Raw genomic sequence first — 22567 nt, 5'->3', positions numbered from 1 at the left:
GATTTGGGTTTAGCTTTGACCGGCTTCCGGGCCTACAATATTCCCGCATTTCCTGCTACGTGCTATGACTACTGCCGAGCTTCTTGCCATTCGTTCCGTCGAAACGCTGCTGCACCACCTGGCTGCCGGGGCTGCCCCGAAGTACCTGTATTTCTGGGGCCACACCAGCCGGGGCGAGCTGGGCAAAGAGGTGTTCAGCCAATGGTATCCGGCAGCTTTTGAACTGGATGGCGACACCTACGCCACCGCTGAGCACTACATGATGGCCGAAAAAGCCCGCCTGTTCTACGATGAGGCCACCCGCCAGGCCATCTTGCAGGCCCCGCACCCCGACGTGGCCAAGCGCCTGGGCCGCCAGATCCAGCACTTCGACGAGGCCGTGTGGAATGCCGAGCGGTTCGCGGTAGTGGTGCGGGGCAACGCGGCCAAGTTTGGCCAGCATCCGGCCCTGCGCGACTATCTGCGCGCCACCGGCAGCCGGGTACTGGTGGAAGCCAGCCCGGTGGATACCATCTGGGGAATCGGGCTGGCCCAGGACCATCCGCAGGCCGCCGACCCTGCCACCTGGCGCGGCCTCAACCTGTTGGGCTTCGCGCTGATGGAAGTTCGGGATACGCTTTAATTTCTGCTACACCTGTCAACCCCTTGCCGCTCATGTGGACCGAAACCGATAACGCCCTCACCCGCACCTTCCGCTTCCAGGATTTCAAAATGGCCTTTAGCTTTATGAGCGACGTGGCCGAAGAAGCTGAGTACCAGGAGCACCACCCGTGGTGGAGCAACGAGTACAACGTGGTGAGCTTTCGCCTGCGCACCCACGACGCCGGCAACACCGTCACCGACAAGGACCACACGCTGGCCGCCGCCATCGATAAGCTGGCCGCCGAGTACGGCGGGAGTTGAGTTGTTGGTTGACAGGTGTTCGTTGTCGGTTGCGGGAACTTAGACCCGACAACCGCCAACGAATAACCCAACAACTGGCAACTCAGCTACCTTTGTGGCTATGGCTGATGCCCCCAAAACTCTGTTGTACCTCGTGCCTACGCCCATCGGCAACCTGGAGGACATTACTCTGCGCGCCATTCGGGTGCTGGGCGAGGTTGATATTGTGCTGGCCGAGGACACCCGCACCAGCGGCCGGCTGCTGCAACACCTGGGCCTGAAGAAATCCATGCTTAGCTACCACCTCCACAACGAGCATCAGCAGGTGCAGCGGCTGCTGGAGCGGCTGGCCGCCGGCGAAACTATGGCTCTAGTCTCCGACGCGGGCACGCCCGGCATCTCCGACCCCGGTTTTCTGCTGGTGCGCGAGTGCCTGGCCCGGGGCCTGCGGGTAGAGTGTTTGCCCGGGGCCACGGCCTTTGTGCCGGCGCTGCTCAAGTCGGGCTTTGGGGCTGAGCGGTTCACGTTCGAAGGGTTTCTGCCGGTGAAGAAGGGCCGCCAGACGCGCCTGCAGGAGCTCGTACACGAGCACCGTACCATGATTTTCTACGAGTCGCCGCACCGCATTGTGAAAACCCTGGAGCAGCTAGCTGCCGTGCTGGGCCCCGAGCGGCCCGCCTCGGTGAGCCGGGAGCTGACCAAGCTGTTCGAAGAAACCGTAACGGCCCCGCTGGCCGAGCTGGCTGCCAACTTTGCCGCCCGCGCCGCCATCAAGGGCGAGATTGTGCTGGTGGTGCAGGGCCGCGAAAAAGAAGAACGCATCAAGCAAAACCGGTATGCCGACTCCGACGATGACGAATAACCCCGTATCCGCTCCGGCCACTGCTACCGGGCGGGCCGGCTGGCTGCCTTTGCTACTGGCGGTGCTGGGTGGGGTGCTGCTCTGGCTGGGCTGGCCGGTGCATCCGGCCGCGCTGGCGGCGGTGCTGCTGGTGGCCTGGGTGCCCTACCTCTACCTGGAGCACCACCTTACCCGGCATGGGGCCGGCAACGGCAAGGTGTGGGCCTACTCCTACCTGCTGCTGCTGCTCTGGAACGCGTTTACCACCTACTGGGTGAGCTATAGCACCCTGGCCGGCGGCATCACGGCCGTTATTGCCAACGCTTTGCTTATGAGCCTCCCGCTCACGGCCTTCCGCCTTACCAAGCGGCACTTCGGCCCGAAGCTGGGGTATTGGTCGCTGCCCGTCTACTGGATTGCTTTCGAGCAGCTGCACCTGCACTGGTTCCTCACCTGGCCCTGGCTCACGCTGGGCAACGGTTTCGCGCAGGCCAACCAGTGGGTGCAGTGGTACGAGTACACCGGCTTCCTGGGTGGCTCCGTCTGGATGTGGGTGGTGAATCTGCTAGCGTTTTTTTCAATTAAAAACGATGAATTAAAAATTGAAAATTCAGGTCAGCCGGGCATCACGCGGCAACCACTTTTAGTTTTTAATTCTTCATTTTTAATTCCTCTGCTGCTTGCCGTCGGCTTGCCCATTGGCCTGTCGTACTTCATCTGGAACCGATATCAGGAGAAGGGGCCGGCGGTAGAGGTGTTGGCGGTGCAGCCCAACGTCGACCCGTTCGAGGAGAAGTTCGAGGGTGGCTCCCGCTTCATTCCGCACGACGAGCAGCTCACGCGCTTACTCACCCTCACCGAGCAGCACCTCACGCCCCAGACCAAGCTCGTGCTCTGGCCCGAAACCTCGCTCGATGAAACCTACTTCGAGGCCGGCTTCGAGGGCTACCCCAAGGTGCAGCGGCTGCGCCAGTGGCTGGCCCGGTACCCGGGTGTTGAGCTGATAACCGGCCTCACCACCGTGCAGCAGTACGGCTCCGATAAAGCCAACGCCAGCCCCACCGCCCGCTTCCGCCAGGACCTGGGCTACTACGACGTGTTCAACGCGGCCATACACTTGCCCGGCACGCCCGGGCGGCCGCAGTTCTACCACAAAAGTCGGCTGGTGCCGGGCGTGGAGGGCGTGCCGCCGTGGCTCTCTATGTTCGTAATTGATTTGGGCGGCGAGGCCGGCGGCCTGGGCTCCCAGGCGGAGCGCACGGTGTACCAAACGGCCACGCCCGGGTTGCAGGTGGCCCCCGTTATCTGCTATGAGTCGGTGTACGGCGACTTCGTGAACCAGTACGTGCAGCGCGGGGCCACGCTCATCGGCATCATCACCAACGACGGCTGGTGGTCCGATTCGCCGGGGCATTTGCAGCATTTGCAGTACGCCACCCTGCGCGCCATTGAAACCCGCCGCGACGTAGCCCGTTCAGCCAACACCGGCATTTCGGGCTTCATCAACCAAAAGGGTGAAATCACACAGCAAACCGGCTGGTGGGTGCCCGCCGTAAGCCTGGCCACCGTGCATCTGAACACGGAGCTGACGTTTTACGTGCAGCACGGCGAGCTGATCGGGCCTGCCTGCCAGATACTAGCAGTACTGTTGCTGGTGCTCACGCTGGTCCGTTTGGCGTTGAACCGGCGCTCGGCCGTAACGACCTAAATATGCGCAAATCGGCCATTCTTCCGGTCCCGCACCCTGATCTGAAACGTCTCATGCTGTATGAAGATGAACACGGCGTTTATCTGTTCGGGTACAACACGCTAACAGACGCGGGTGGCCTGTGGGATTCCTGGTTTGAGACAATGGCTGACGCCGAGGAAGCCGCGCTGGAAAACTACGGCGTTGCGTCTGCTGACTGGCAATGTATTGCCGATCCGCTGCCGGACTGCCAGCACGACTGGATTGCGCCGGTTCGCGTAATAGGTCGGGCGGATGGGCAACCCTGGTGGGGACATTTGGAAAAATTGACCGATGGGCAGTGGCAACCCTTTCATCCAATTTCATAAGAGCAACATTAGCGCCGGTTCGTGAAGGCCGGCTGTTTTCAACTCATGGATTACAATCAACTCAGCTTTCAGCTCGCGGCCGTAACGCGCCACGCGGGCCAGTTCATCCGCCAGGAGGCGGCCACGTTCAACCGCAGCCACATCGAAATGAAGGGCGTCCACGACTTGGTGTCGTACGTGGATAAGGAAACCGAGAAGCTGCTGGTGGCCGGCCTGCGCGAGGTGCTGCCTGAGGCCGGCTTCATCACGGAGGAAGGTACCGAGGGCGCCGACCGCGCCGAGGAGTTCAACTGGATTATCGACCCGCTCGATGGCACCACCAACTTCGTGCACGGCCTGCCGGTGTACTGCGTGAGCGTGGGCCTCATTCGGGGGCAGGAGCTGGTGGCCGGCGTGGTGTACGAGGTAGTGCGCGACGAGTGCTTCCGGGCCGCCAAAGGGGCCGGGGCGTTCTGCAACGAGGTGCCCATCCACGTATCCGACGTGCCTGACCTCAACAGCTCCCTCATTGCCACCGGCTTCCCCTACACCGATTTCGGGTTGATGGATGATTACCTGCAGGTGTTGGGCTCGTTCATGCGCCGCTCGCACGGGGTGCGCCGCGTGGGTTCCGCCGCCGCCGACCTGGCTTACGTGGCTGCCGGCCGCTTCGAGGGCTTCTTCGAGTTTAACCTCAACTCCTACGACGTAGCCGCCGGTATCCTGCTGGTGCGCGAAGCCGGGGGGCGCGTCACGGAGTTTCTGCAGGACGGCGACCCGCTGTTCGGCCGCGAAGTGGTAGCCAGCAACGGCCTGGTGCACCAGGAAATGCAGGATACCATCCGCGAAGTCTGGAAGTAAGGCTTTCCCGGACGTCATGCTGAACAAGAGTAGACCGTCATGCTGAGCGCAGCCGGAGGTGAAGTCGAAGCATCTCTACCGCTTCGTTTGAATAGTCTGGCAACAAAGCGGTAGAGATGCTTCGGCTGCGCTCCGCTGCGCTCCGCTGCGCTCCGCTGCGCTCAGCATGACGTTCTGTGATGTCCAAAAACCCGTAAAAACCAGCCCGGCGCAAACCAAAACCCGTTCGTCGTAGTTTTGTGACCATCATGTGGATACAGTATCTCATCATTGTCCTGCTCTTTGCCGGGGCCGCGTTCTACGTGGGGCGGATTTTCTGGCGGGCCTTTTTTGATAAGAGTGCGGCCGGCTGCGCCAAAGGCTGCGGCAGCGCGTGCTCGGTCATTGATGTGGACCGGCTGCAGCGAACCATTGAGCTGGCCGCCGCCCGGGAAACAAAAGCGTCGTAGCGGGGCAATATTCTTACCCCTGGATATAACCTGCCCCCGTGCCGGCTACGTATAGCCGGCACGGGGGCTTTGCGTTGGCAGGCCCGCCGCTGATCCGAATCCCTTCCTATTCCCTCCTAAACGCCCCTCGTCATGCAAGACAAAGAAGAAGAACGCTCGCTCGTGAATGTAGAACGCCAGCTCAATAAGGATGGCTTCACGGCCGACTTCCGCGTTACCGATGGCCGTTTGCACACCATCGACAACGACCGGAGCAAGGGCTATACCCCCAACGAAGTGACTATCGTGGATTTCTACCGCTTCGAGGGCGAAAGCAACCCCGATGACATGTCGATTCTCTACGCCATTGAAACCGCCGACGGCGTGAAAGGCACCATCTCCTCCGCCTACGGCACCTACGCTGATGCCGACGTGGACGAATTCCTGAAAACGGTAGAGGACCTGGGTAAAAACCTGACCAAGCCGAAGCATAAGTAACCACCTTTTGCAGGTGACAAGAAAAAAAGGCGCGCCGCAACGGAAGTTGCGGCGCGCCTTTTTTGTGGGTACTAATCCGGCCCCGGCGTTAGTGCTACCGTACCAGTCCGAACCGCTGATGGCTTACATCCACCACAATGGTATGCTGGTTGAAGGGCCGGTTGCCCAGCATGCCGCCCATGCCGGAAAAGCGCATCAATAGACTTTCCATCAGGTTGGTACCTTCGATGTAGGTAACTGTTTGCAGGGGCAACGCTACTGTGCCCAACTGCAAAGCCGCCGCCGTAGCCACGGTATGCGCGGTGAGCGTGCGGCCCATCGAGTTGACGGCGGCGGTATGGGCCGGGGCCTGGGGCCGGGCCATTTGCTGCCACGTAGCCTGGCTGGTAAGGAGAGCAAAGGCACTACTGCCCGAGTCGAACAGCAGCGGCCTGGTTTCCCCGGCCACCCCGGCCCTCAGCATAATTCGGCGGCTTTCGAAGGCCAGGGGCACGAATTCCGTACGGCGGCGCAGGCTATCCGAAAGCTGGGTTTCGAGGCGGAACTGTCGGCCGGGATAGTCGAGTACGAGGACCCGGCCCTCCAGCGCATCGGCCCCGAGGGTACCGATGATGAACGGGGTGGTGCTGTCGGCGGGCAGTTGGTGGGCGCCGTAGGCCAGCACGCGCAGCCGGCGGACCTGCACCTGGCTTTGGCCCAGCGCGAAGCGGAAGTTGCGGAGCGTATCGGCCTGGGGCAGCAGATATGGGCGGGTGCCGGGGTAGCGGGCCCGCAAAGCGGCCAGCGGATGGGCGTAGAGCAGGGAGGTAGGTGCGCCGGTGTCAAACTGCAGGTAACAGGTGCGGGCGCAGCCGGGCAACGATACGGGCAGCAGCAGGGCCGCCTGGGCCACCACGGGCCGGGCCGAGCTATCGGCCTGCCACACGAAGGTGCAGGCGGCCGGCAGCCCCGTAACGGCCAGCTGGTTGGGGGCCGGCTCAAACTTTTTTCGCATGTAAAAGTAGCCGCCCACGCCACCAAGCAGTAGCAGGGTAAGCACAACGAGCAGAAGGTTGCGAAGGAGTTTCATGGCGCACTAAGTAGAGGAGTGGAGTACACCGTAAACATCCGGGGTTTACCCTGCTGCCCCGTGCGCCATTTCCCCGCCATTTGCCCGTCATTTGATAAAAGTGATTGACAGTAAGGTGTTTATGAATATAATGTATTATAGCCGAAACCGATAGATAGCCAGGCGGCCCCGGCGCAATTGCCAGCCATAGTAGAGTACGACTCCCAGGTTAAGCAGATAAGAACCGATGAAAATACCCACGTACAGCCCCGGCAAGGTAACCTGATAAGTGTGCGCCACCACCTGTACCAACCCGGCCAGCAGGTACGCCAGAAAGCAGCCCACCTGCCACAGAATTTGAAAGCCCAGCACGCGCCGCCCTACCTCGGCGGCGTGCTCTACCTCGTGGCGGTGCTTTCGCCAGAGCAGCCACGGTACCACCAGATTCAGCAGCGGCAATACCAGAAAGCTCAGCGCGCTCAGATTCAGCAGCTGTAGAAACTGCGGGTCGGAGTGCGTGTTAGGGGTGGCCGAGGTAGGCAACGGGGCCGCTGGCTCAGCAACCGGAGCGGCGGCGGGCTCCGGGCGGAAGGCTTCCAGGGGCACCTCAAGTGCGGCGGCCAGGGCCTGCAGCGTGTAGCCGCGCGGGACCGTGTCGCCCTGCTCCACCCGCTGAATAGTACGCAGACTCACGCCCGACTGTTCGGCCAGAACTTCCTGGGAAAGACCTTTGCTTTTGCGGATAGCCAGAATACGGGCAGCTGAAAACATAACGTGGCGGGCAAGGTGAGGTCGGAGGAGGTGAAATTGGGAATATTTCCTCAGTCGTCCCTGCTGGCCGGAAATCAGCTTGCCCGGCCATGATGGTGTAGTTTCCGCCGGACCGGGATACTCACCACTTCACAGGTTCACCGTTAACCCCACACTTTGGTGCCCTCGGTGCAGTTGCGGCACATGTCAATCTGGTCGCGGCCCTTAAGCAGGGAGGCGCGGAAGTTGCGGTACTTGGTGCCGTGCCAGAGCTGACGGAAGGTCTGGGTTTTGAGGTCCCCGAGGCGGTATTCGGCATCCTTATCGAAGCAGCAGGGCACCACCAGGCCGTCCCAGGTGATGACGCAGGAGTGCCACATCTTCCAGCAGTGGTTGAGCAGGCGGTTCTTAATGTTCCAGGTGCCGTCGCCCTGGTTCTCGTAGCGCGAGTAGTAGTCGATGGTGGGGATGAGCGGGCTGCCGTTGTGGTAATCGTAGATCTGGGCGGTTTTAAACCACACGTCGTCCACGCCCAGGTCCCGGGCCAACTCCTTCGCTGCCTCAAGCTGGTGTTCGTTGGGCCGTACCACCAGAAACTGGAATACCACCCGCGGCGTCTGGCTTTTCAGCTCCCGCCGCCACTTAATCAGGTTGCGGGTGCCTTCCAGCACCTTGTCCAGCTTGCCGCCCACACGGTACTGCTGGTACACTTCCTGGGTGGTACCATCGAGGGAAATAATGAGCCGGTCCAGCCCGCTTTCCACGGTGCGGCGGGCGTTGTGGTCGTTGAGGTAGTGGGCGTTGGTGCTGGTGGCGGTGTAAATGCCTTTGTCGGCGGCGTACTTCACCAGGTCCAGGAAGTTGGGGTGCAGGTACGGCTCGCCCTGGAAGTAGAAAATCAGGTACCAGAGCCGGGAGGCCACCTCGTCGATGGTTTTGCGGAACAGCTCGTCGGGTAGCATGCCGGTGGGGCGCGTGAAGGAGCGCAGGCCGCTGGGGCACTCGGGGCAGCGCAGGTTGCAGCTGGTGGTGGGCTCGAAGCTCAGGGCTACGGGCAGGCCCCAGTGGCGCGCTTTACCCGTGAGCTTGCTCAGGGCGTAGCCGCCCACCACCTGCGCCCCGTTCCAGAGGCGGCCGGGCGTAGCTTTCGAGAGAAAATTGAGTGCGTCGGTGAGGAGGGAGGCCATGTGGGGCTAAAGGTACAATGCTGACGCTGGGCCGGATTATATAGGAAAAACCCAACGGCCAACCGGCCGGGCAGCTTTCAATGAAAATCGACTGATGGCTTGTAAACAATGCAAAATGCCTTTCGCCGCAGGGCGAAAGGCATTTTGAAAGCACAGGTTTGAATACTAATCTACCGGCCCGTCGGCATGGAGCTGCTGTATGTATTGGCTTTGCCGAATGATTCCTTGATTTCGTCCACGGCGGCGCGGCTGCTCAGGCGCTTGGGCTTGGTGTTGAGAAAGGTCCCGTCTTCGGCCAGCAGAAAGTAGCTGGGCACGTCCTGCACGGCGTAGGCCCGGGCCACCGCCGAGCGGAGCCCACCGCCCGACCGGACGTGCACGCCCGGTAGCTTCTTGCTGATAACCAGCTGCTTCCAGGCCCCCTCGTTGTCATCAAGCGCAACGTTTAGGAATACGATGTTCTTGCCTTCAAACTTCTTGGCCAGCTCCGCCTCGTAGGGCAGGTCGCGCAGGGCCAGGCCGCTGGTGGTGCGCCAGAAGTTCAGGTACACCAGCTTCCCGGCAAAGTTCTTCAGACTCAGCGTGTCGCCCTTGGAGGAAACCAGCCGGAAATCGGGGGCCGGCGAGCCGATGGCGAAGGCCTTATGGGTTTCGAAATCCTGCTTCAGCAGCGGGTAGTACTGGTTTTTGGCATCCACCGCGCGGAAATCCTCCAGCATAGCCGCCGACTGCTTCACGTGCCCGAACCGGAACGATTCTTTCAGTACCCGCCCCATTACAATAGGTTTGGCCGGGCCGGTGAGCTGGTTTTTGGCCATGTCGTAGCACACCTGGTAAAAATCAGGGTCCGAGCGCAGCTTGCCGCTGCTGGTGGCCAGATAGTGAATATAGTTGAGCAGAAACTCCTGGTACTGCTCACTCTGCACCGCCGCCGGATTGTTAATCAGGGTTTTATCGTTGAGGAACTCGTAGTATGAAGGCGTCATTTTCAGGCGGCCTTCGGTGGCTACTACCTGTTCGCGCAAATCCTGAAACGTCAGCCGGTCGTTGGCATAGCCATAGGCAATTTCGGCCTTCACATACTCTTTAAAAGGGGCGGTAAGGCCCTCGGAGTTTTCTTCCAGAAAATTCACTTCCTCCTTGCGACGGTAATCCAGAAAGGACAGAAACGGAGCTTCATAGAACGTGATGTTGTCGGGAAGAACCTGAAAACCATCGTTTTCCACAAACTTATCGTCCATTTCCGTCAGGAAGGTATTGGCCTCCGCGCCTTTGCCTTTGTAGCGCACGGAGCTGGCCAGATCAGAGCCTTTGAAGCGGACTTCCATCTGGTTGCCGGGCTCCAGAAACAGGTCGGTCACGTCGTCGCCATATACCAGATCGGCGCGGGTGGGGCCGTTGACAGTGAGGGCCAGCCGAAATTCGCCCTTGCTGTCGAGGCGGGCGTACGTAATCTGCTCTTTCACGTCGAGCGGATTCTCGCGCACCGAAACGGCCACGGTATCGGCCGTCCGGCCGCTGACTTTGCCGGTCAGCACGACGGTGCCCTGAGCCTGGCCCAGCAGCGGGGCAGCCAGCAGCCCAGCCCAGAGCAGGGCGGCAAGAAGGGTAGATCTATAGGCCATTGGGAAAGGAGCTTAGCAGGTTAGAAATCAGACTCCGCGCACCTCCGGGGGCGGATTTTACGCTACCGTGTCAGTTGATTCGCGGTAAAAGTCAATTCCTTCTCCGAAGATACGTGGTAATGATGAAGAAAGTCCAATCCGGCAGGTTACTTTTTTCGTAACCCGCCGGCCGATACCAAAGTTTTGAACACTTCCCGTCGAGCTGCTGTATCACTCAGGTAAAAAATAGGGCTTTACCAGGATGCGCTGCCCCTCGCCCTGGTTTCAGCAGACGCAGGGCCACTGTGGCCTTAGCCAAACAAGCCCGTCAGAACCTCATCCAAACGGCCCGCCGGGTGTACCCGAATGCCGTAGCGGGCCAGGTCCAGTCCTTTGGCGTTGAACTGCGAAATGTACATTTCCGCAAAACCCAGCTTTTCCGCCTCGCTCAGCCGCTGGTCCAGCCGGCTCACGGCCCTGATTTCGCCGCTCAAGCCTACTTCCGCCGCCAGGCAGATTTCGCCCCGGATGGGCACATCATTGAGGGAGCTGACCACGGCGGCGCACACGGCCAGGTCCAGGGCCGGGTCTTCGAGGCGCAGGCCGCCGGCAATGTTCAGGAACACGTCGTGCTGGCCCAGGCGCAGGCCGCTGCGCTTTTCCAGCACCGCCAGCAGCATCTGCAGCCGTTTGCCATCAAAACCGGTGGAGGAGCGCTGGGGCGTGCCGTAAGTGGCGGGCGTTACCAGGGCCTGCACTTCCACCAGCAACGGGCGGTTGCCTTCCAGCGTGGCCCCGATGGCCAGACCACTGAGCACCTCGGTGCGCTGGCTGAGCAGAATTTCGGACGGGTTGCTCACCTGCCGCAGGCCCGCGCCCTGCATCTCGTAAATGCCTAGCTCAGAAGTAGAACCAAAGCGGTTTTTGATGGTGCGCAGGATGCGGTAGGTCAGGTGCCGGTCGCCCTCAAACTGGAGTACGGTGTCCACCATGTGCTCCAGAATCTTGGGGCCGGCGATGGAGCCGTCCTTGGTGATGTGGCCGATGAGCAGCACCGGCACGCCGGTATCCTTGGCATATTTGAGCAGCTCGGTGGTGCACTCGCGCACCTGGCTCACGGAGCCGGCCCCGCTTTCCACCAGAGTGCTGTGCAGCGTCTGGATAGAATCGACCACCACCACGTTGGGCTGGAGCTGGTCGATTTGGCGGAAGATGTTCTGGGTGTTGGTTTCGGTGAGGATGTAAAGGCCCGGATGCTGGCGGCCCAGGCGCTCGGCCCGCATCTTGATCTGCTGCTCGCTTTCCTCTCCGCTCACGTACAGAATGCGCAACCCGTTGAGCTGCATGGCAATCTGGAGCATGAGCGTGCTCTTGCCGATGCCCGGCTCACCCCCGATGAGTACCAGCGAGCCGGGCACGAGGCCACCACCCAGCACCCGGTTCAACTCGTCGTCGTGGGTATTCAGGCGCGACTCCTCCTCGTACAGGATGTCGCCCAGCGGCTTGGGCTTGGCGGCTTTGGAGGTGGTGCCTACTGAGGAAGACGCCTTCCAAGCATTGGCGGCCGTAGCCGTATCGGCCTTTTCCACCACTTCCTCCACGTAGGTATTCCACTCGCCGCAGCTGGGGCAGCGGCCAATCCATTTTACCGATTGAGCGCCGCAGTTCTGGCAGAAATAAAGGGTTTTGACTTTCGCCATACCGGTAAGGTCAGATACTAAAGAGGGAAAACTAAAGAATGCAGCACGCGGCCAAAAAGTTTGGCAAGAAACGGATTTATGCGCGGCTGGGCCACCCGCTGGTCCCGGGCCGGCAGCTATTTCAGCCCGGCAGTATAACCGCCGGCTGGACCGCTTTACTGCCGGGCTGAAACAGCCGCCGCAATAGGTTATATTATATTGATATAATGATGCTAATATATAAGTTGTTGCAAAATCATCTGATTCAACCTTCGTGCCCACAACGAACCGGATTTAGTGGATCAAATGGGTTGCCGGACGGCCCAAACTCATGATTTGACTGAAAAAAGCGACCAAAACGGCCCGATTAATTAGTAAAACCAGCTGTTGGTAGTAGTGAACTGAGTGTTAGCTTAATTGCATTTATTGGTTATATGTGTTGTTACATGTGTTTGACTGGTAGTTTTGTGCATACTGCTGAATGTCAATTGTATCTGGTTCCGCCGGGTACGCTTCCTGCTATTATGCGCCCTTCCTCCGAACACACCTCTGCCTGTTCCCCAGCCCGGCTACTGCCGACAGCAGCCTTTTCCTGGTCCCGCCGTTTGCTGCTGCTGAGCAGCCTGACTACGGCCTTCGCGGCAGCCCAGCCCCACACTGCAAGTGCTCAGGCGCTGTATAAAACCAACGGCGACGCTGTTGCCAGCACTACCTGCGCGGGAGGCTTCACGCTTACTCCCGAGACGGGTAACAAATCGGGCTCTGTGTGGCGGCTGCAGCAGATTACGCTGGCTAAGTCGTTTGTATTCAACTTCTCCGTCTACCTCGGCACCCGGGACGGGAACGGGGGCGACGGGATGGTGTTTGCCCTGCAACGGAGCAACGTGGGGACCAACGCACTGGGCGGCGGCGGGCAGAATATGGGTATGGCCGCTATTTCGCCATCCGTGGTTGTGGAGTTTGATACCTACGACAACGGTACTGGTATCAATGACATAGCCGCCGACCATATCGGCCTCGTGAAGAATGGGGACTTCGGTAATCCGCTTACGTTTACGAATTCAGCTGGCGCGGCCGTACGGGCCACCCCGGCGGCCGTTGATGCCGGGGGCACAGCGCTTAACATCGAAAACGGTGCGTACTACCCGGTTAAAGTAGCCTGGAACGTAAAGACCAAAACACTGCAGGTATACTTTAATGATGTTCTGCGAGCCACGTACTCCGAGAACTTTGTTGCCACCATATTTGCCAATAACCCACTGGTTTACTGGGGTTTTACGGCTTCTACCGGCGGGGCTCTTAACAGGATGGAAGCCTGCAACCTGGCTTTCGACTACGACCAGGATACGGATGGCCTGACCGACAGACAGGATGCCGACGACGACAACGATGGTATTGCCGATACGGCCGAAGCAAATAATGTAGATGCCACCGGCGACGCGGACGATGACGGGGTGCTGAACTACCAGGATGCGGATTTCGGGGCGCTCAATGCCAAAGGCGTAGTCAGCACGCTGGATGCGGATGGCGACGGTATCATAAACCAGTTTGATCTGGACGCCGATGCCGATGGTATTCCGGACGTGGTGGAAGGCACCGATGGCCGGATGAGCAGTGGCTTCCGGGCCGTGTACAGTGCTGCCGATGCGCAATATACCCAGGCTGTGGATGCTGTGGGACGGCCTCAGAATACGGCGGCCTACACCACGCTGCCGGATACCGATGGCGACGGTAAGCCGGACTACCTCGATACCAACGCCGATAATGATGCAGTGCCGGACTGGATGGAGGCTTTTGATGACAACAACAGTGGCTACTCCTCTGATGATCTGGTGGTGCGGGCCGCCGCTTTTGTAACGGCCGGGGGCAACAGTACCTATTACCCCGCCACCGACGCCAACACCAACGGTACCCGTGACTGGCTTGATGATGCTAATGCCAACGGAATTCCCAATTTCCTGGATATTACCAGCCCATTCTACCGCGACACGGATGGCGACGGATTGGTTGATCTGCTGGATGCCTCCAGCCTGGGCAAAGGCTACGCCGATGTAACCAGCTACCCCGACCGTAACGGCAACTCCGTGCCGGACTACCGGGACGCCGCTGTGGTAACCCCACTGCCAGTAGAGCTGGTGTCCTTCACGGCGCGGGCTGCCGGCCAGCAGGCGCACCTCGTCTGGGCCACGGCCTCCGAGGTGAATAACGCTTACTTCGTAGTAGAAATCAGCACTGACGGACAGACGTTTACTGCACTTGCCGAAATTATCGGCAATGGTACTACCACCCAACGACATGAGTACCGCTACACTGATGCCAACCTGGCCCGTTATGCAGTGGCAGTCGTGTATTACCGTCTGCGGCAGGTTGATACGAACGGGGCGGCACAGTTTTCGGCGGTGCAGGCCGTGGTTGCCGGCAGCCTACGGAGCACAATGGTAGCTCTGCCGACGCCCTTTACCACCGAGCTTACGCTGTACCTGCCACAAACCAGTGCTGGGACGGCGACGCTGGAAGTGCTGGATGCCACCGGCCGCCCCCAGTTGGTGCAGGCTGTGATGCTGCAGGCCGGTACTAGCACACTGGTGGTACCGCAGGCCGCAACCTGGCCAGCGGGCTTGTACTTCGTGCGCATCACCCAAGGCCACCAGCAGTATAGCGTAAAAGCCATCCGTCAGTAAGAGCCGTTTACGATAACAGCACAACAGCCAGCCTTTTTACAAGGCTGGCTGTTGTGCTGTTACGCAGTTTGTGAAGGCAGTAAAAAGTACATTGGCTCATTAACCGACTGCACCGGTACGCTTGTTTACCTTTCCGCCATGTTGCCTGCTCCACCTCTTACCCGCATTACGGCCTTCGCCGGTCTGCCCCCCGAAACATTAGCTTGGCTACAGGAACACGGGGAAATCCGCCGTTACATGCCCAATGAAGTCATTACCCGAGCCGGGGATGAGGCCGAGTTCCTGATGGCCGTGCTGACGGGCGGATTGCAGTTCTACGGGGCGCACAACGGTAATCGGGAACCTATCTTTCGGGTGGAGGCGGGCAGTATCAGTGGGGTGCTGCCGTATTCCCGGCTGCGCGTAATTCGGGGCGAAGGCGTGGCCGTGGGCGAAACCACGCTGTTTCTGCTGCACCGCGACAAGTTTCCGGCGCTGGAGCAGGCCAGCCCCGAGCTGGTGCAGCGGTTGGTGAGCCTGATGAGCGACCGGGCCCGTATGGAAGCCCGCGCCCAGGAACGCGACGACAAGCTGCGGGCGTTGGGCAAGCTCTCGGCCGGCCTGGCCCACGAGCTCAACAACCCTGCCGCCGCCATTATGCGGGCCGCCGAGGTGCTGGCCACCAACTTACGGGCCCGGCCGGCACTGTTGCAGCAGCTGGTGCAGCACTGCCCTAGCCCCGAGGCCCTGACCCAGCTCACGGCGCTGGCTACCACCGTTCATCCGCCGTCCACGCTCTCGGCCCTGGACCGCTCCGACGCGGAGGATGCGCTGGCCGACTGGCTGGAAACCCAGGGCGTGCCCGATGGGTTTCAGCTGGCAGCGGGGCTACTGGATGCCGGCCTCCCGCTGACTACTCTGCAACCGGTGCTGGCCGATTGGGCTCCGGCGGCGCGGCCGGCGGCCCTGGCCTGGCTGGAAGGCCAGGTAACGGGGCTGCGGCTGGTGCAGGAGGTGCAGGAAGCCGGTACCCGCATCACCACGCTGGTCACCAACGTGAAGACGTACAGCCACATGGACCGGGGCCAGGATTTCGCTCCGCTCGATGTGCACAGCGGCCTGGACAGTACCCTGAATATGCTGGGCTTCGCGCTGCGCGGAAAAAATCTGCACATCACAAAAGACTACGCGCCCGCGCTGCCGCCGGTGCAGGGCCAGGTCAGCAGCCTCAACCAGGTCTGGACCAACCTGCTCGATAACGCCCTCGACGCGTTGCCACCCGGGGGCGAAATCACCATCCGGACCCGGCTGGAAAACGACTTTGTGCGCGTGTTCATCATCGACAACGGCCCCGGGATTCCGCCCGAGGTGCTGCCGCGCATCCTGGAGCCCTTCTTCACCACCAAGCCCGCCGGCGAAGGCACCGGCCTGGGCCTCGACATTGCCCTGCGCATTGTGGAGCAGCACGGCGGCCAACTGGAAGTACAATCGGAGCCCGGCCACACGGAATTCGGCGTCTGGCTGCCAAAGAGTAACTGAGGAGTTGTTCTACCGGCGCAACAGGCCTTATACGGCCGGTAACCGGTTACTTTGCCGCTTGATTCTACTCCGGTACGCTGTCCAACCGCCGTGCTGCTCCGCTACTGCTTCTACTCAGTTACTCTCTCTTCCATGAAAAAGCCCGTTTTACTGTGTGTGGATGATGATCCGCAGGTGCTGAGCGCCATCGACCGGGACCTGCGCCAGGAGTTTCGGCGCGACTACCGGGTAGTGCGGGCCGGCTCGGGGCGGGAGGCCCTGGCCATTGTGAAGGAGCTGCACGAGCGGGAAGAACCTTTGGCCCTCATTCTGGCCGACCAGCGCATGCCCGATCTGGAAGGCGTGGAGGTGCTGACCCAGGCCCGGGAGCTGTTTCCGGACGCCAAGCGTGTGCTGCTCACGGCCTACGCCGATACCGAAGCCGCTATCCGCGCCATCAACTCCGCCCGCCTCGACCATTATCTGATGAAGCCCTGGGACCCGCCCCAGCAGCTGCTCTACCCCACCCTGCACGATTTGCTGGCGGCTTGGCAGCAGGCGTACAAGCCGGTCTTCGGGGGCGTGCGCCTGATCGGGTTTCAATGGTCTCCGAAGTCGCACGCCCTCAAGGACTTTCTGGCGGGCTACATGGTGGGCTACCAGTGGCTTGATTTTGAGACGGATGCCGAGGCTCAGGTCCTGCTTGCCCGCAAAAACCTCACCGCCCATGACCTGCCGGTGGTAGTACTGGAAGATGGGACTGCTCTGGCCGGCCCCACGCCCACCGAAGTAGCCACCCGCATCGGCCTCACGGTGCAGGCCTCGCAGGAGCTGTATGATGTGGTGGTCATCGGGGGCGGGCCGGCCGGGCTGGCGGCCGGCGTGTACGGCGCTTCCGAAGGCCTGAAAACCCTGGTGATTGAGCGCCAGACGCCCGGCGGCCAGGCCGGAACCAGTTCCCGCATCGAGAACTACCTGGGCTTCCCGACGGGCCTGAGCGGCAGCGAGCTGGCCCACCGCGCCTGGACGCAGGCCGTGCGCCTGGGGGCCGAAATTCTGGCTCCCCAGGAAGTAACCGGCCTCTGCGTGCAGGATGGCTACAAAGTGCTGACCCTCACGGATGGCAGCGAGGTGAAAACCCGGGCCGTGATTCTGACCACCGGCGTGAGCTACCGCACCCTGGAGGTGCCCGGCATGGACCGCCTCAGCGGCGCGGGCGTGTATTATGGAGCCGCCCGCACCGAGGCCCGCTCCTGCCAGGAGCAGGACGTGTACATTGTGGGCGGCGGCAACTCGGCGGGGCAGGCCGCCATGTACCTGGCCGCGTATGCCCGCCGGGTCTTCATCCTGATCCGGGGCGAAAGCCTGGCCGCCAGCATGTCGGCTTACCTGATTGAGCAGATTGGGAAGACGGAAAATATTGAGCTGCTGTCGTTTGCCGAAATAGCCGAAGTGTGCGGTACCGACCACCTGGAGGAAGTGGTGGTGCGGCGGCAGGGGCAGCTGGAGCGGCGGCCGGCCCGGGCGCTGTTCGTGTTCATCGGGGCTAAACCCAGCACCGAGTGGGTGTGCGACACGATTGTGTGCGACGGCAAAGGCTTCGTGCTCACGGGCCGCGACCTGGTGACGGACCCGCGCTACACCACCGCCTGGCAGCACCCGCGCCGGGAGCCCTACCTGCTCGAAACCTGCGTTCCCGGCATCTTCGCCGCCGGCGACAGTCGGGCCGGGGCTATGGCCCGGGTGGCTTCGGCCGTGGGTGAAGGCAGCATGGCCATCAAATTCGTGCATCAGTATCTGGACGAATAGGGCCTCGGCCGGAGGCGGCACGTAAGATTTTTTTCGGAAACGCCGGGTTTTCTTTAGAATGGTTCCAGACTGTGTTTTAGCCACTGGCGGCCTGTAAAACGCCATGCGCCCGGAAACGCCTGCTCCGGAATACGCCTCTCAATGGTCTGAAGGGAGATTTCAGGCAAACTATCCGTCCTCTTCCCCGGTATATAGCGCCGGACCTATCCCGCCGGATGGGTCCGTTCCTGTTGCTTTTCGTGCCGAGGTGTATGCGCTCATTTTTTCAAAATCTACCAGTCCGGGCGTTGCTGCCTGCGGCCGCTGCCTTCCTGTTCAGCAGCTGCGACCTGCTCGAATTCAGCCCCAACGACCACCGCGCCCCCGAGTCGGAGCGTGACCTGACGGAGAAGAACCTCACGCGCCTGCTACAAAACCCGCTGCCCGCCGGCGATACGCTCCGGTTCGTGTTTACCGGCGACTCGCAGCGGTTTTACGATGACGCCGAGGACCTGGTGAAAAGCGTGAATCAGCAGCCTGGCATCCAGTTTATGCTGGTGTCCGGCGATATTTCCGATTTCGGCTTTGCCCGCGAAATGCGCTGGGTCAACGATGATTTACGCAAGCTGAAAGTGCCTTACCTGACCGTAGTAGGCAACCATGACCTGGTAGGCAACGGCCGCAAGGCCTACGAGGCCATCTTCGGCCCCCGCAACTATTCCTTCGTGTACGGCGACACCAAGTTCATCTTCACCGATACCAACGGCCGCGAGTACAACTTCGACCGCACGGCTCCCGATATGACGTGGGTGAATAAGGAGTTGGCCGACCGCACGGCCCGTCGCCACGTCATCATCAGCCACGTGCCGCCCCAGGATGAAGACTTCGACCCGGCGCTGCGGGATGAATACGCCGGTGCCCTGCGCGAGGACACGCGCCTGCTGTTCGAGTTGAACGGCCACCGCCACGCGTTCGGCATTAGCCAGCCCTTCGAGGACGGCGTGACCTACATCAATTCGTCGTCGTTCGAGTCGCGCCAGTACGTGATTCTGACGGTGTGGGGCGATAAAGAATTCCGCCTCAAACAAGTAACGTTCTAAGTCCGATGCTTCAGCATTTTCTTTCGGTGGCCTTAGTAGCGGCTCCGCTAGTCGCGTCGGCTGGCACTGTTTCTTCTGTTTTCGCGCCCGATACGATGGGCGTGGTGTCCCCTGCCCCGGTTTCGCGGGTAGACCCCGGCAACAGGCGGCCCTGGTACCGGCCCAGCCACGTAGTGCTGCAAACGGGTGGCGGCCTGGGTATGGTGGCTGGTGGAGCCGGTTTCACGCTCAAGGACCGGCTGGAGCTGGATGTGCTAGTGGGCTACGTGCCCGAAAAGCACGCCGGCTCGGCTTTGTCCCTGGCTTCGGCCAAGCTGCTGTACTCGCCCTGGACGCTGCCTATCAAGGACAAGTGGTCGGTAAAGCCCCTCACCGTGGGTGGCTACATCAGCTACACCCACGGCACCATCAACGATGAAAAGCCCAACCAATATCCCAAAGGCTACTACTGGTTTTCCACCGATACGCGCATTGGGCCGGTGCTGGGCAGCCGTCTGAGCTACGCACTTCCGCCCACTGCCTCGGGCTACGCCCGTAATTTATCGGCCTACTATGAACTGGGCACCAATGACTTGTATATAGTGAGCTACGCTCAGAACCGGAAGAGTCTTTCGCCGGCGGATATTCTGGTATTGAGCCTGGGGCTGAAACTGGATATCTAGGCCCGGCGGGCTGATGATAAGCGGCTGGCAGGCAGTGGCTGAACCATCTTTTGCAACTTGACCTGCGCGAATCATGCGGCTTCGGGGCTCTGGAGGAATCTTATTGCTGTTACTGGCTGGGTGCCAGCTGGTGGAGTTCAGCCCTAACCAGGCCTACGTGCCCACCCGGGAGCGGAGCCTCACGGCCCAGAACCTGCGCCGTCTGGAGGTTCAGCCGGCCGATGACACGCTACGCTTCGTGTTCGTGGGCGATACGCAGCGGTTTTACGACGAAACGGAGGCCTTCGTCGCCAGCGTAAACCGGCAGCGGGCCGTTGATTTCGTGCTGGTAGGCGGGGATATTTCCGACTTTGGCCTCACGCGGGAGTTTCGGTGGGTAAACCAGCGACTGGCCGCCTTGCGGGTTCCCTACCTGACCGTTATCGGCAACCACGACCTGGTTGGCAATGGCAGCGCCGTGTACCAGCACATATACGGCCCGCTGAATTATACCTTCCAGTACCAGCAGACCCGGTTTATCTGCCTCGACAATAACGGCCGGGAGTACGGCTTCGGTCGTCAGGTGCCCGATGTAAGCTGGCTCCGGCAGCAGCTGGCCGACACGGCCGGCACCCGGCGTACCATTGTGGTGGGCCATATGCCGCCTACCGATGAGGATTTCGACCCGCAGTTGGTGCCGGCCTACACGGCGGCGTTGCGTGGCTGCCCACAGCTGGTGTTCCATCTGGCGGCGCACGTGCACCGCTTCACGGCCGGGCAGCCCTTCCACGATAGAGTAACGTATCTGACCACTTATAGCCTCCAGAAGAAACGCTACCACATTCTCACGGTGTGGGGCCAGCGGGAATTTCGCCTTGAAACCGTTACGTATGGCGCAGGCAATTAACCTTATGGTTGCAGGGATGTTGGCGGTGGTTTTGCTGCCGACAGCTTCGGCGCGGGCCCAACACGCTGCCGGGCCATATTTTCTGACGCTGCACGTAGCCGGTGGTACGGGGCTGGTGGCGCTGGGCGGCGGCTACCGGCTGGCCCACGAGCGGCTGGAACCAGAGCTGCTGGTGGGCTACGTGCCGCGCCGCCTGAGTGGGGGTAAGGCACTGGCCATCTTTACCCTGAAAACCACCTGGCTGCCCTGGAAAGTAGGTTTGGGTGCTGCCCGATGGCAAACCCAGCCGGTTACGCTTGGTGCTATGGTAAACTATACTACGGGGCAGCAATTTTTTCTGACCAACAACACCGCCGGCCGCTACCGGCCCGGCTACTACTGGTGGTCTTCGGCGGTGCGGCTGGGGCTGCTGGCGGGCACCCGCCTGAGCTACGGACGTCCCGGCTCGGCCCGCACTGCTGCCTACGCCGAGTTGAGTACTAACGACCTGCATCTGGTTAGTGCCCTCACCAACCACAGCCTCCGCTTACCCGATATTCTTACGCTGGGTGGCGGTCTGAAGCAAACATTAAAGTGATACAACCTGTAGGACAGGCGGTTATGATGGGAGGATGCCTCTCACATAGCCCCAATCCTTATTGTTTTGCCAGGTAGGCGGTGCGGGCGTCGCGCAGGAGGCGGATAAGCTCGGTGCGCTGGCGCAGCAGGTTTTCCATTACGGGCCGCTCCTGGCGGAACAGGCGCAGTGCCCGCAGGCGGCGCAGCCGCTCGGCCAGGTTGCCGGCGTAGCTCAGGGCGTAAAAGCCCGTGAGCGGCAGGCTCAGGAAGTATAGCCCGGCCCAGAGCCAGCTGCCGGTGAAGTGGTGCACCAGCGCCGTCTGGCCCAGGTAAAACAGCGTGAACGTAAGCATCCCCGTCACCAGCAGAATGGGGGCCACGAACTCCACATCCTTGGTGGCGCGCCGGGCAATAACCGACGGTATCTTGTAGGGAATGTAACTGTTAATGAGGCCGTATAGATACACCGGAGCGCCCAGAGCCAGGCGCAGGCCGGCTTCCAGGGCACGGTTGCGACGGGTCCCGGCCGGCCCCCGGGTTTCGAGGGCATCGTCGGTGAGGCGCAGGCGGCTGAGCTCCTGGTGGTAGGCGTGCAGCCGTTCCCGCACGTCGCCCAGGCGGCCGGCATCGTGCTGCTCGAAGTAGCGCACGGCCCGCAACAGGGTGCGGCTCAGCTGGAAGTTGTCGTAGAGCGTTTCCTCGTCGTCCTGGATCAGGTGCTGGCCGAAGGTGCGCTCCACCTGCGTTACCAACTCGTCCTCCTCGTCGGTGCGCGTAATCACGAGGCGCTGCTCCATGCGGCGGCGGATTTCCTCGGTTAGCGCATCGGCGGCGGCTTCGGGGTCCTGGCGGTACTGGTCGGCGTAGTCGGCCACTGCAATGGGCTCGGCCATGTTCACGAACACCTCGGAGCGGAAGCGTTGCGGATCGAAGTAATTGATGCCCATGGGCAGAATCCGCAGGCCCAGGCGAAAGTCGTGGCGGGCTTCGGCCCCCAGAGCAATGCGGGCCGCGCCGGTTTTCAGGGGCCGCAGCCGCCGCTCCGACACGCTGGTGCCCTCGGGAAAAATCATGATGGTGCCGCCCCGGTCGAAGTAGTCGTAGCAGCGGCCGAAGGCTTTTTCGTTCTGGGCTTCGAGCTGGGCCGGGGTCAGGGTTTCGGCCCCGGTATCGAGGTCCTGGCGGCGGTAGATGGGAATGGAATTGCCCGACTCCATGATGGCCCGGGAAATCGGATTTTTGAAGAAGGTGCTTTTGGCCAGAAACGCCACCGACTGCCGCCGGCTGGCCGCCGCAATCAGCGGGTCCATGAGCGTGTTGGGATGGTTGCTGCAGATGAGCAGCGGCCCCGGCAGCTGGAGCCGCTCGCGGTGGCGGATTTCGAGCTTGCGGAAGAAAACGCGCAGGGCCACCTGCACCAGGGGCTTCATAACCGTGTAAAAAAGCATAGGCGCAAGAAAGGGAATTGGGTGGGGTTTATACTCGGCTGCCGGGACAGAGTTGCCGGGGCCGGTCGGGGCTGCAACCTTCGGGCTTTCCGGCGGCCCGGCCAAACCACAAGCCGCCGCATTCCGACTTTTCAG

21 protein-coding genes are annotated in these 22567 nt (G+C 61.2%); 15 read left to right on the top strand and 6 right to left on the bottom strand.

The features are described 5' to 3' along the window. Positions 1 to 64 precede the first annotated feature (64 nt). The 8 genes from EI293_RS05535 to EI293_RS05500 all read left to right on the top strand — a co-directional run bounded on the left by EI293_RS05535 (position 65) and on the right by EI293_RS05500 (position 5544). Positions 65 to 622, top strand: coding sequence for an NADAR family protein (locus EI293_RS05535; RefSeq protein ID WP_125436119.1), 558 nt, complete (start codon positions 65 to 67; stop codon positions 620 to 622). A 32-nt stretch (positions 623 to 654) separates the two neighbouring features. Beyond that, entirely contained in the window at positions 655 to 903 is a 249-nt protein-coding gene (locus tag EI293_RS05530; protein ID WP_125436118.1) for a 4a-hydroxytetrahydrobiopterin dehydratase, read from the top strand. A 100-nt stretch (positions 904 to 1003) separates the two neighbouring features. Further along, complete coding sequence (rsmI, locus tag EI293_RS05525; protein WP_125436117.1) at positions 1004 to 1744, top strand: 16S rRNA (cytidine(1402)-2'-O)-methyltransferase; 741 nt, start codon at positions 1004 to 1006, stop codon at positions 1742 to 1744. Further along, entirely contained in the window at positions 1719 to 3431 is a 1713-nt protein-coding gene (gene lnt / locus EI293_RS05520) for an apolipoprotein N-acyltransferase (protein ID WP_246010536.1), read from the top strand. The genes rsmI and lnt overlap by 26 nt, the downstream gene beginning before the upstream one ends. Positions 3432 to 3433: 2 nt before the next feature. After that, complete coding sequence (locus EI293_RS05515) at positions 3434 to 3778, top strand: hypothetical protein (protein ID WP_125436116.1); 345 nt, start codon at positions 3434 to 3436, stop codon at positions 3776 to 3778. 45 nt (positions 3779 to 3823) lie between these two features. Next, positions 3824 to 4618 carry an inositol monophosphatase family protein gene (locus tag EI293_RS05510; protein WP_125436115.1) on the top strand — a complete coding sequence of 265 codons (795 nt, stop codon included), beginning with the start codon at positions 3824 to 3826 and terminating at the stop codon, positions 4616 to 4618. A 248-nt stretch (positions 4619 to 4866) separates the two neighbouring features. Then, positions 4867 to 5067, top strand: coding sequence for a FeoB-associated Cys-rich membrane protein (locus EI293_RS22235; protein ID WP_211339472.1), 201 nt, complete (start codon positions 4867 to 4869; stop codon positions 5065 to 5067). Positions 5068 to 5199: 132 nt separating this feature from the next. Next, positions 5200 to 5544: a hypothetical protein gene (locus EI293_RS05500; RefSeq protein ID WP_125436114.1), complete on the top strand. Its 345-nt coding sequence runs from the start codon at positions 5200 to 5202 to the stop codon at positions 5542 to 5544. A gap of 94 nt (positions 5545 to 5638) precedes the next feature. On the opposite strand, the gene EI293_RS05495 is transcribed toward EI293_RS05500, so the two are convergent. The 5 genes from EI293_RS05495 to radA form a co-directional block, all read right to left on the bottom strand. Next, on the bottom strand, positions 5639 to 6613 hold the full coding sequence (locus tag EI293_RS05495; protein ID WP_125436113.1) for a hypothetical protein: 975 nt from the start codon (positions 6611 to 6613) through the stop codon (positions 5639 to 5641). Positions 6614 to 6748: 135 nt separating this feature from the next. Next, positions 6749 to 7363 (bottom strand): helix-turn-helix domain-containing protein, encoded by a 615-nt coding sequence (locus EI293_RS05490; RefSeq protein WP_125436112.1) that lies wholly within the window; start codon positions 7361 to 7363, stop codon positions 6749 to 6751. A 143-nt stretch (positions 7364 to 7506) separates the two neighbouring features. After that, entirely contained in the window at positions 7507 to 8529 is a 1023-nt protein-coding gene (locus EI293_RS05485) for an SPASM domain-containing protein (RefSeq protein ID WP_125436111.1), read from the bottom strand. Between the two features lie 170 nt (positions 8530 to 8699). Further along, a complete protein-coding gene (locus EI293_RS05480) occupies positions 8700 to 10154 on the bottom strand; it encodes a TlpA family protein disulfide reductase (protein WP_125436110.1) in 1455 nt (484 codons plus the stop codon). Between the two features lie 290 nt (positions 10155 to 10444). Then, complete coding sequence (radA, locus tag EI293_RS05475) at positions 10445 to 11833, bottom strand: DNA repair protein RadA (RefSeq protein ID WP_125436109.1); 1389 nt, start codon at positions 11831 to 11833, stop codon at positions 10445 to 10447. A 503-nt stretch (positions 11834 to 12336) separates the two neighbouring features. Here radA and EI293_RS05470 point away from each other — a divergent pair. From EI293_RS05470 to EI293_RS05440, 7 genes are all read left to right on the top strand, one after another. After that, positions 12337 to 14493 carry a lectin-like domain-containing protein gene (locus EI293_RS05470; RefSeq protein ID WP_170170255.1) on the top strand — a complete coding sequence of 719 codons (2157 nt, stop codon included), beginning with the start codon at positions 12337 to 12339 and terminating at the stop codon, positions 14491 to 14493. A 138-nt stretch (positions 14494 to 14631) separates the two neighbouring features. After that, entirely contained in the window at positions 14632 to 16011 is a 1380-nt protein-coding gene (locus EI293_RS05465) for a sensor histidine kinase (protein WP_125436107.1), read from the top strand. Between the two features lie 132 nt (positions 16012 to 16143). After that, complete coding sequence (locus EI293_RS05460) at positions 16144 to 17799, top strand: FAD-dependent oxidoreductase (RefSeq protein WP_125436106.1); 1656 nt, start codon at positions 16144 to 16146, stop codon at positions 17797 to 17799. Positions 17800 to 18050: 251 nt separating this feature from the next. Further along, positions 18051 to 18878 carry a metallophosphoesterase family protein gene (locus EI293_RS05455; protein WP_125436105.1) on the top strand — a complete coding sequence of 276 codons (828 nt, stop codon included), beginning with the start codon at positions 18051 to 18053 and terminating at the stop codon, positions 18876 to 18878. Between the two features lie 5 nt (positions 18879 to 18883). After that, positions 18884 to 19540, top strand: a complete 657-nt coding sequence (locus tag EI293_RS05450; RefSeq protein ID WP_125436104.1) for a hypothetical protein — start codon at positions 18884 to 18886, stop codon at positions 19538 to 19540. A gap of 103 nt (positions 19541 to 19643) precedes the next feature. Then, on the top strand, positions 19644 to 20426 hold the full coding sequence (locus EI293_RS05445; RefSeq protein WP_246010535.1) for a metallophosphoesterase family protein: 783 nt from the start codon (positions 19644 to 19646) through the stop codon (positions 20424 to 20426). Between the two features lie 4 nt (positions 20427 to 20430). Then, positions 20431 to 21003 (top strand): hypothetical protein, encoded by a 573-nt coding sequence (locus tag EI293_RS05440; protein ID WP_170170254.1) that lies wholly within the window; start codon positions 20431 to 20433, stop codon positions 21001 to 21003. 58 nt (positions 21004 to 21061) lie between these two features. Here the strand turns inward: EI293_RS05440 and EI293_RS05435 are convergent, their stop codons facing one another. Next, complete coding sequence (locus tag EI293_RS05435; RefSeq protein WP_170170253.1) at positions 21062 to 22432, bottom strand: lysophospholipid acyltransferase family protein; 1371 nt, start codon at positions 22430 to 22432, stop codon at positions 21062 to 21064. Positions 22433 to 22567 lie beyond the last annotated feature (135 nt).

Source organism: Hymenobacter perfusus (assembly GCF_003944765.1).
Taxonomy (GTDB): Bacteria; Bacteroidota; Bacteroidia; order Cytophagales; family Hymenobacteraceae; genus Hymenobacter; species Hymenobacter perfusus.
Note: the sequence above shows the minus strand (reverse complement) of the source record. Positions and strands in the feature narration are given on the sequence as shown.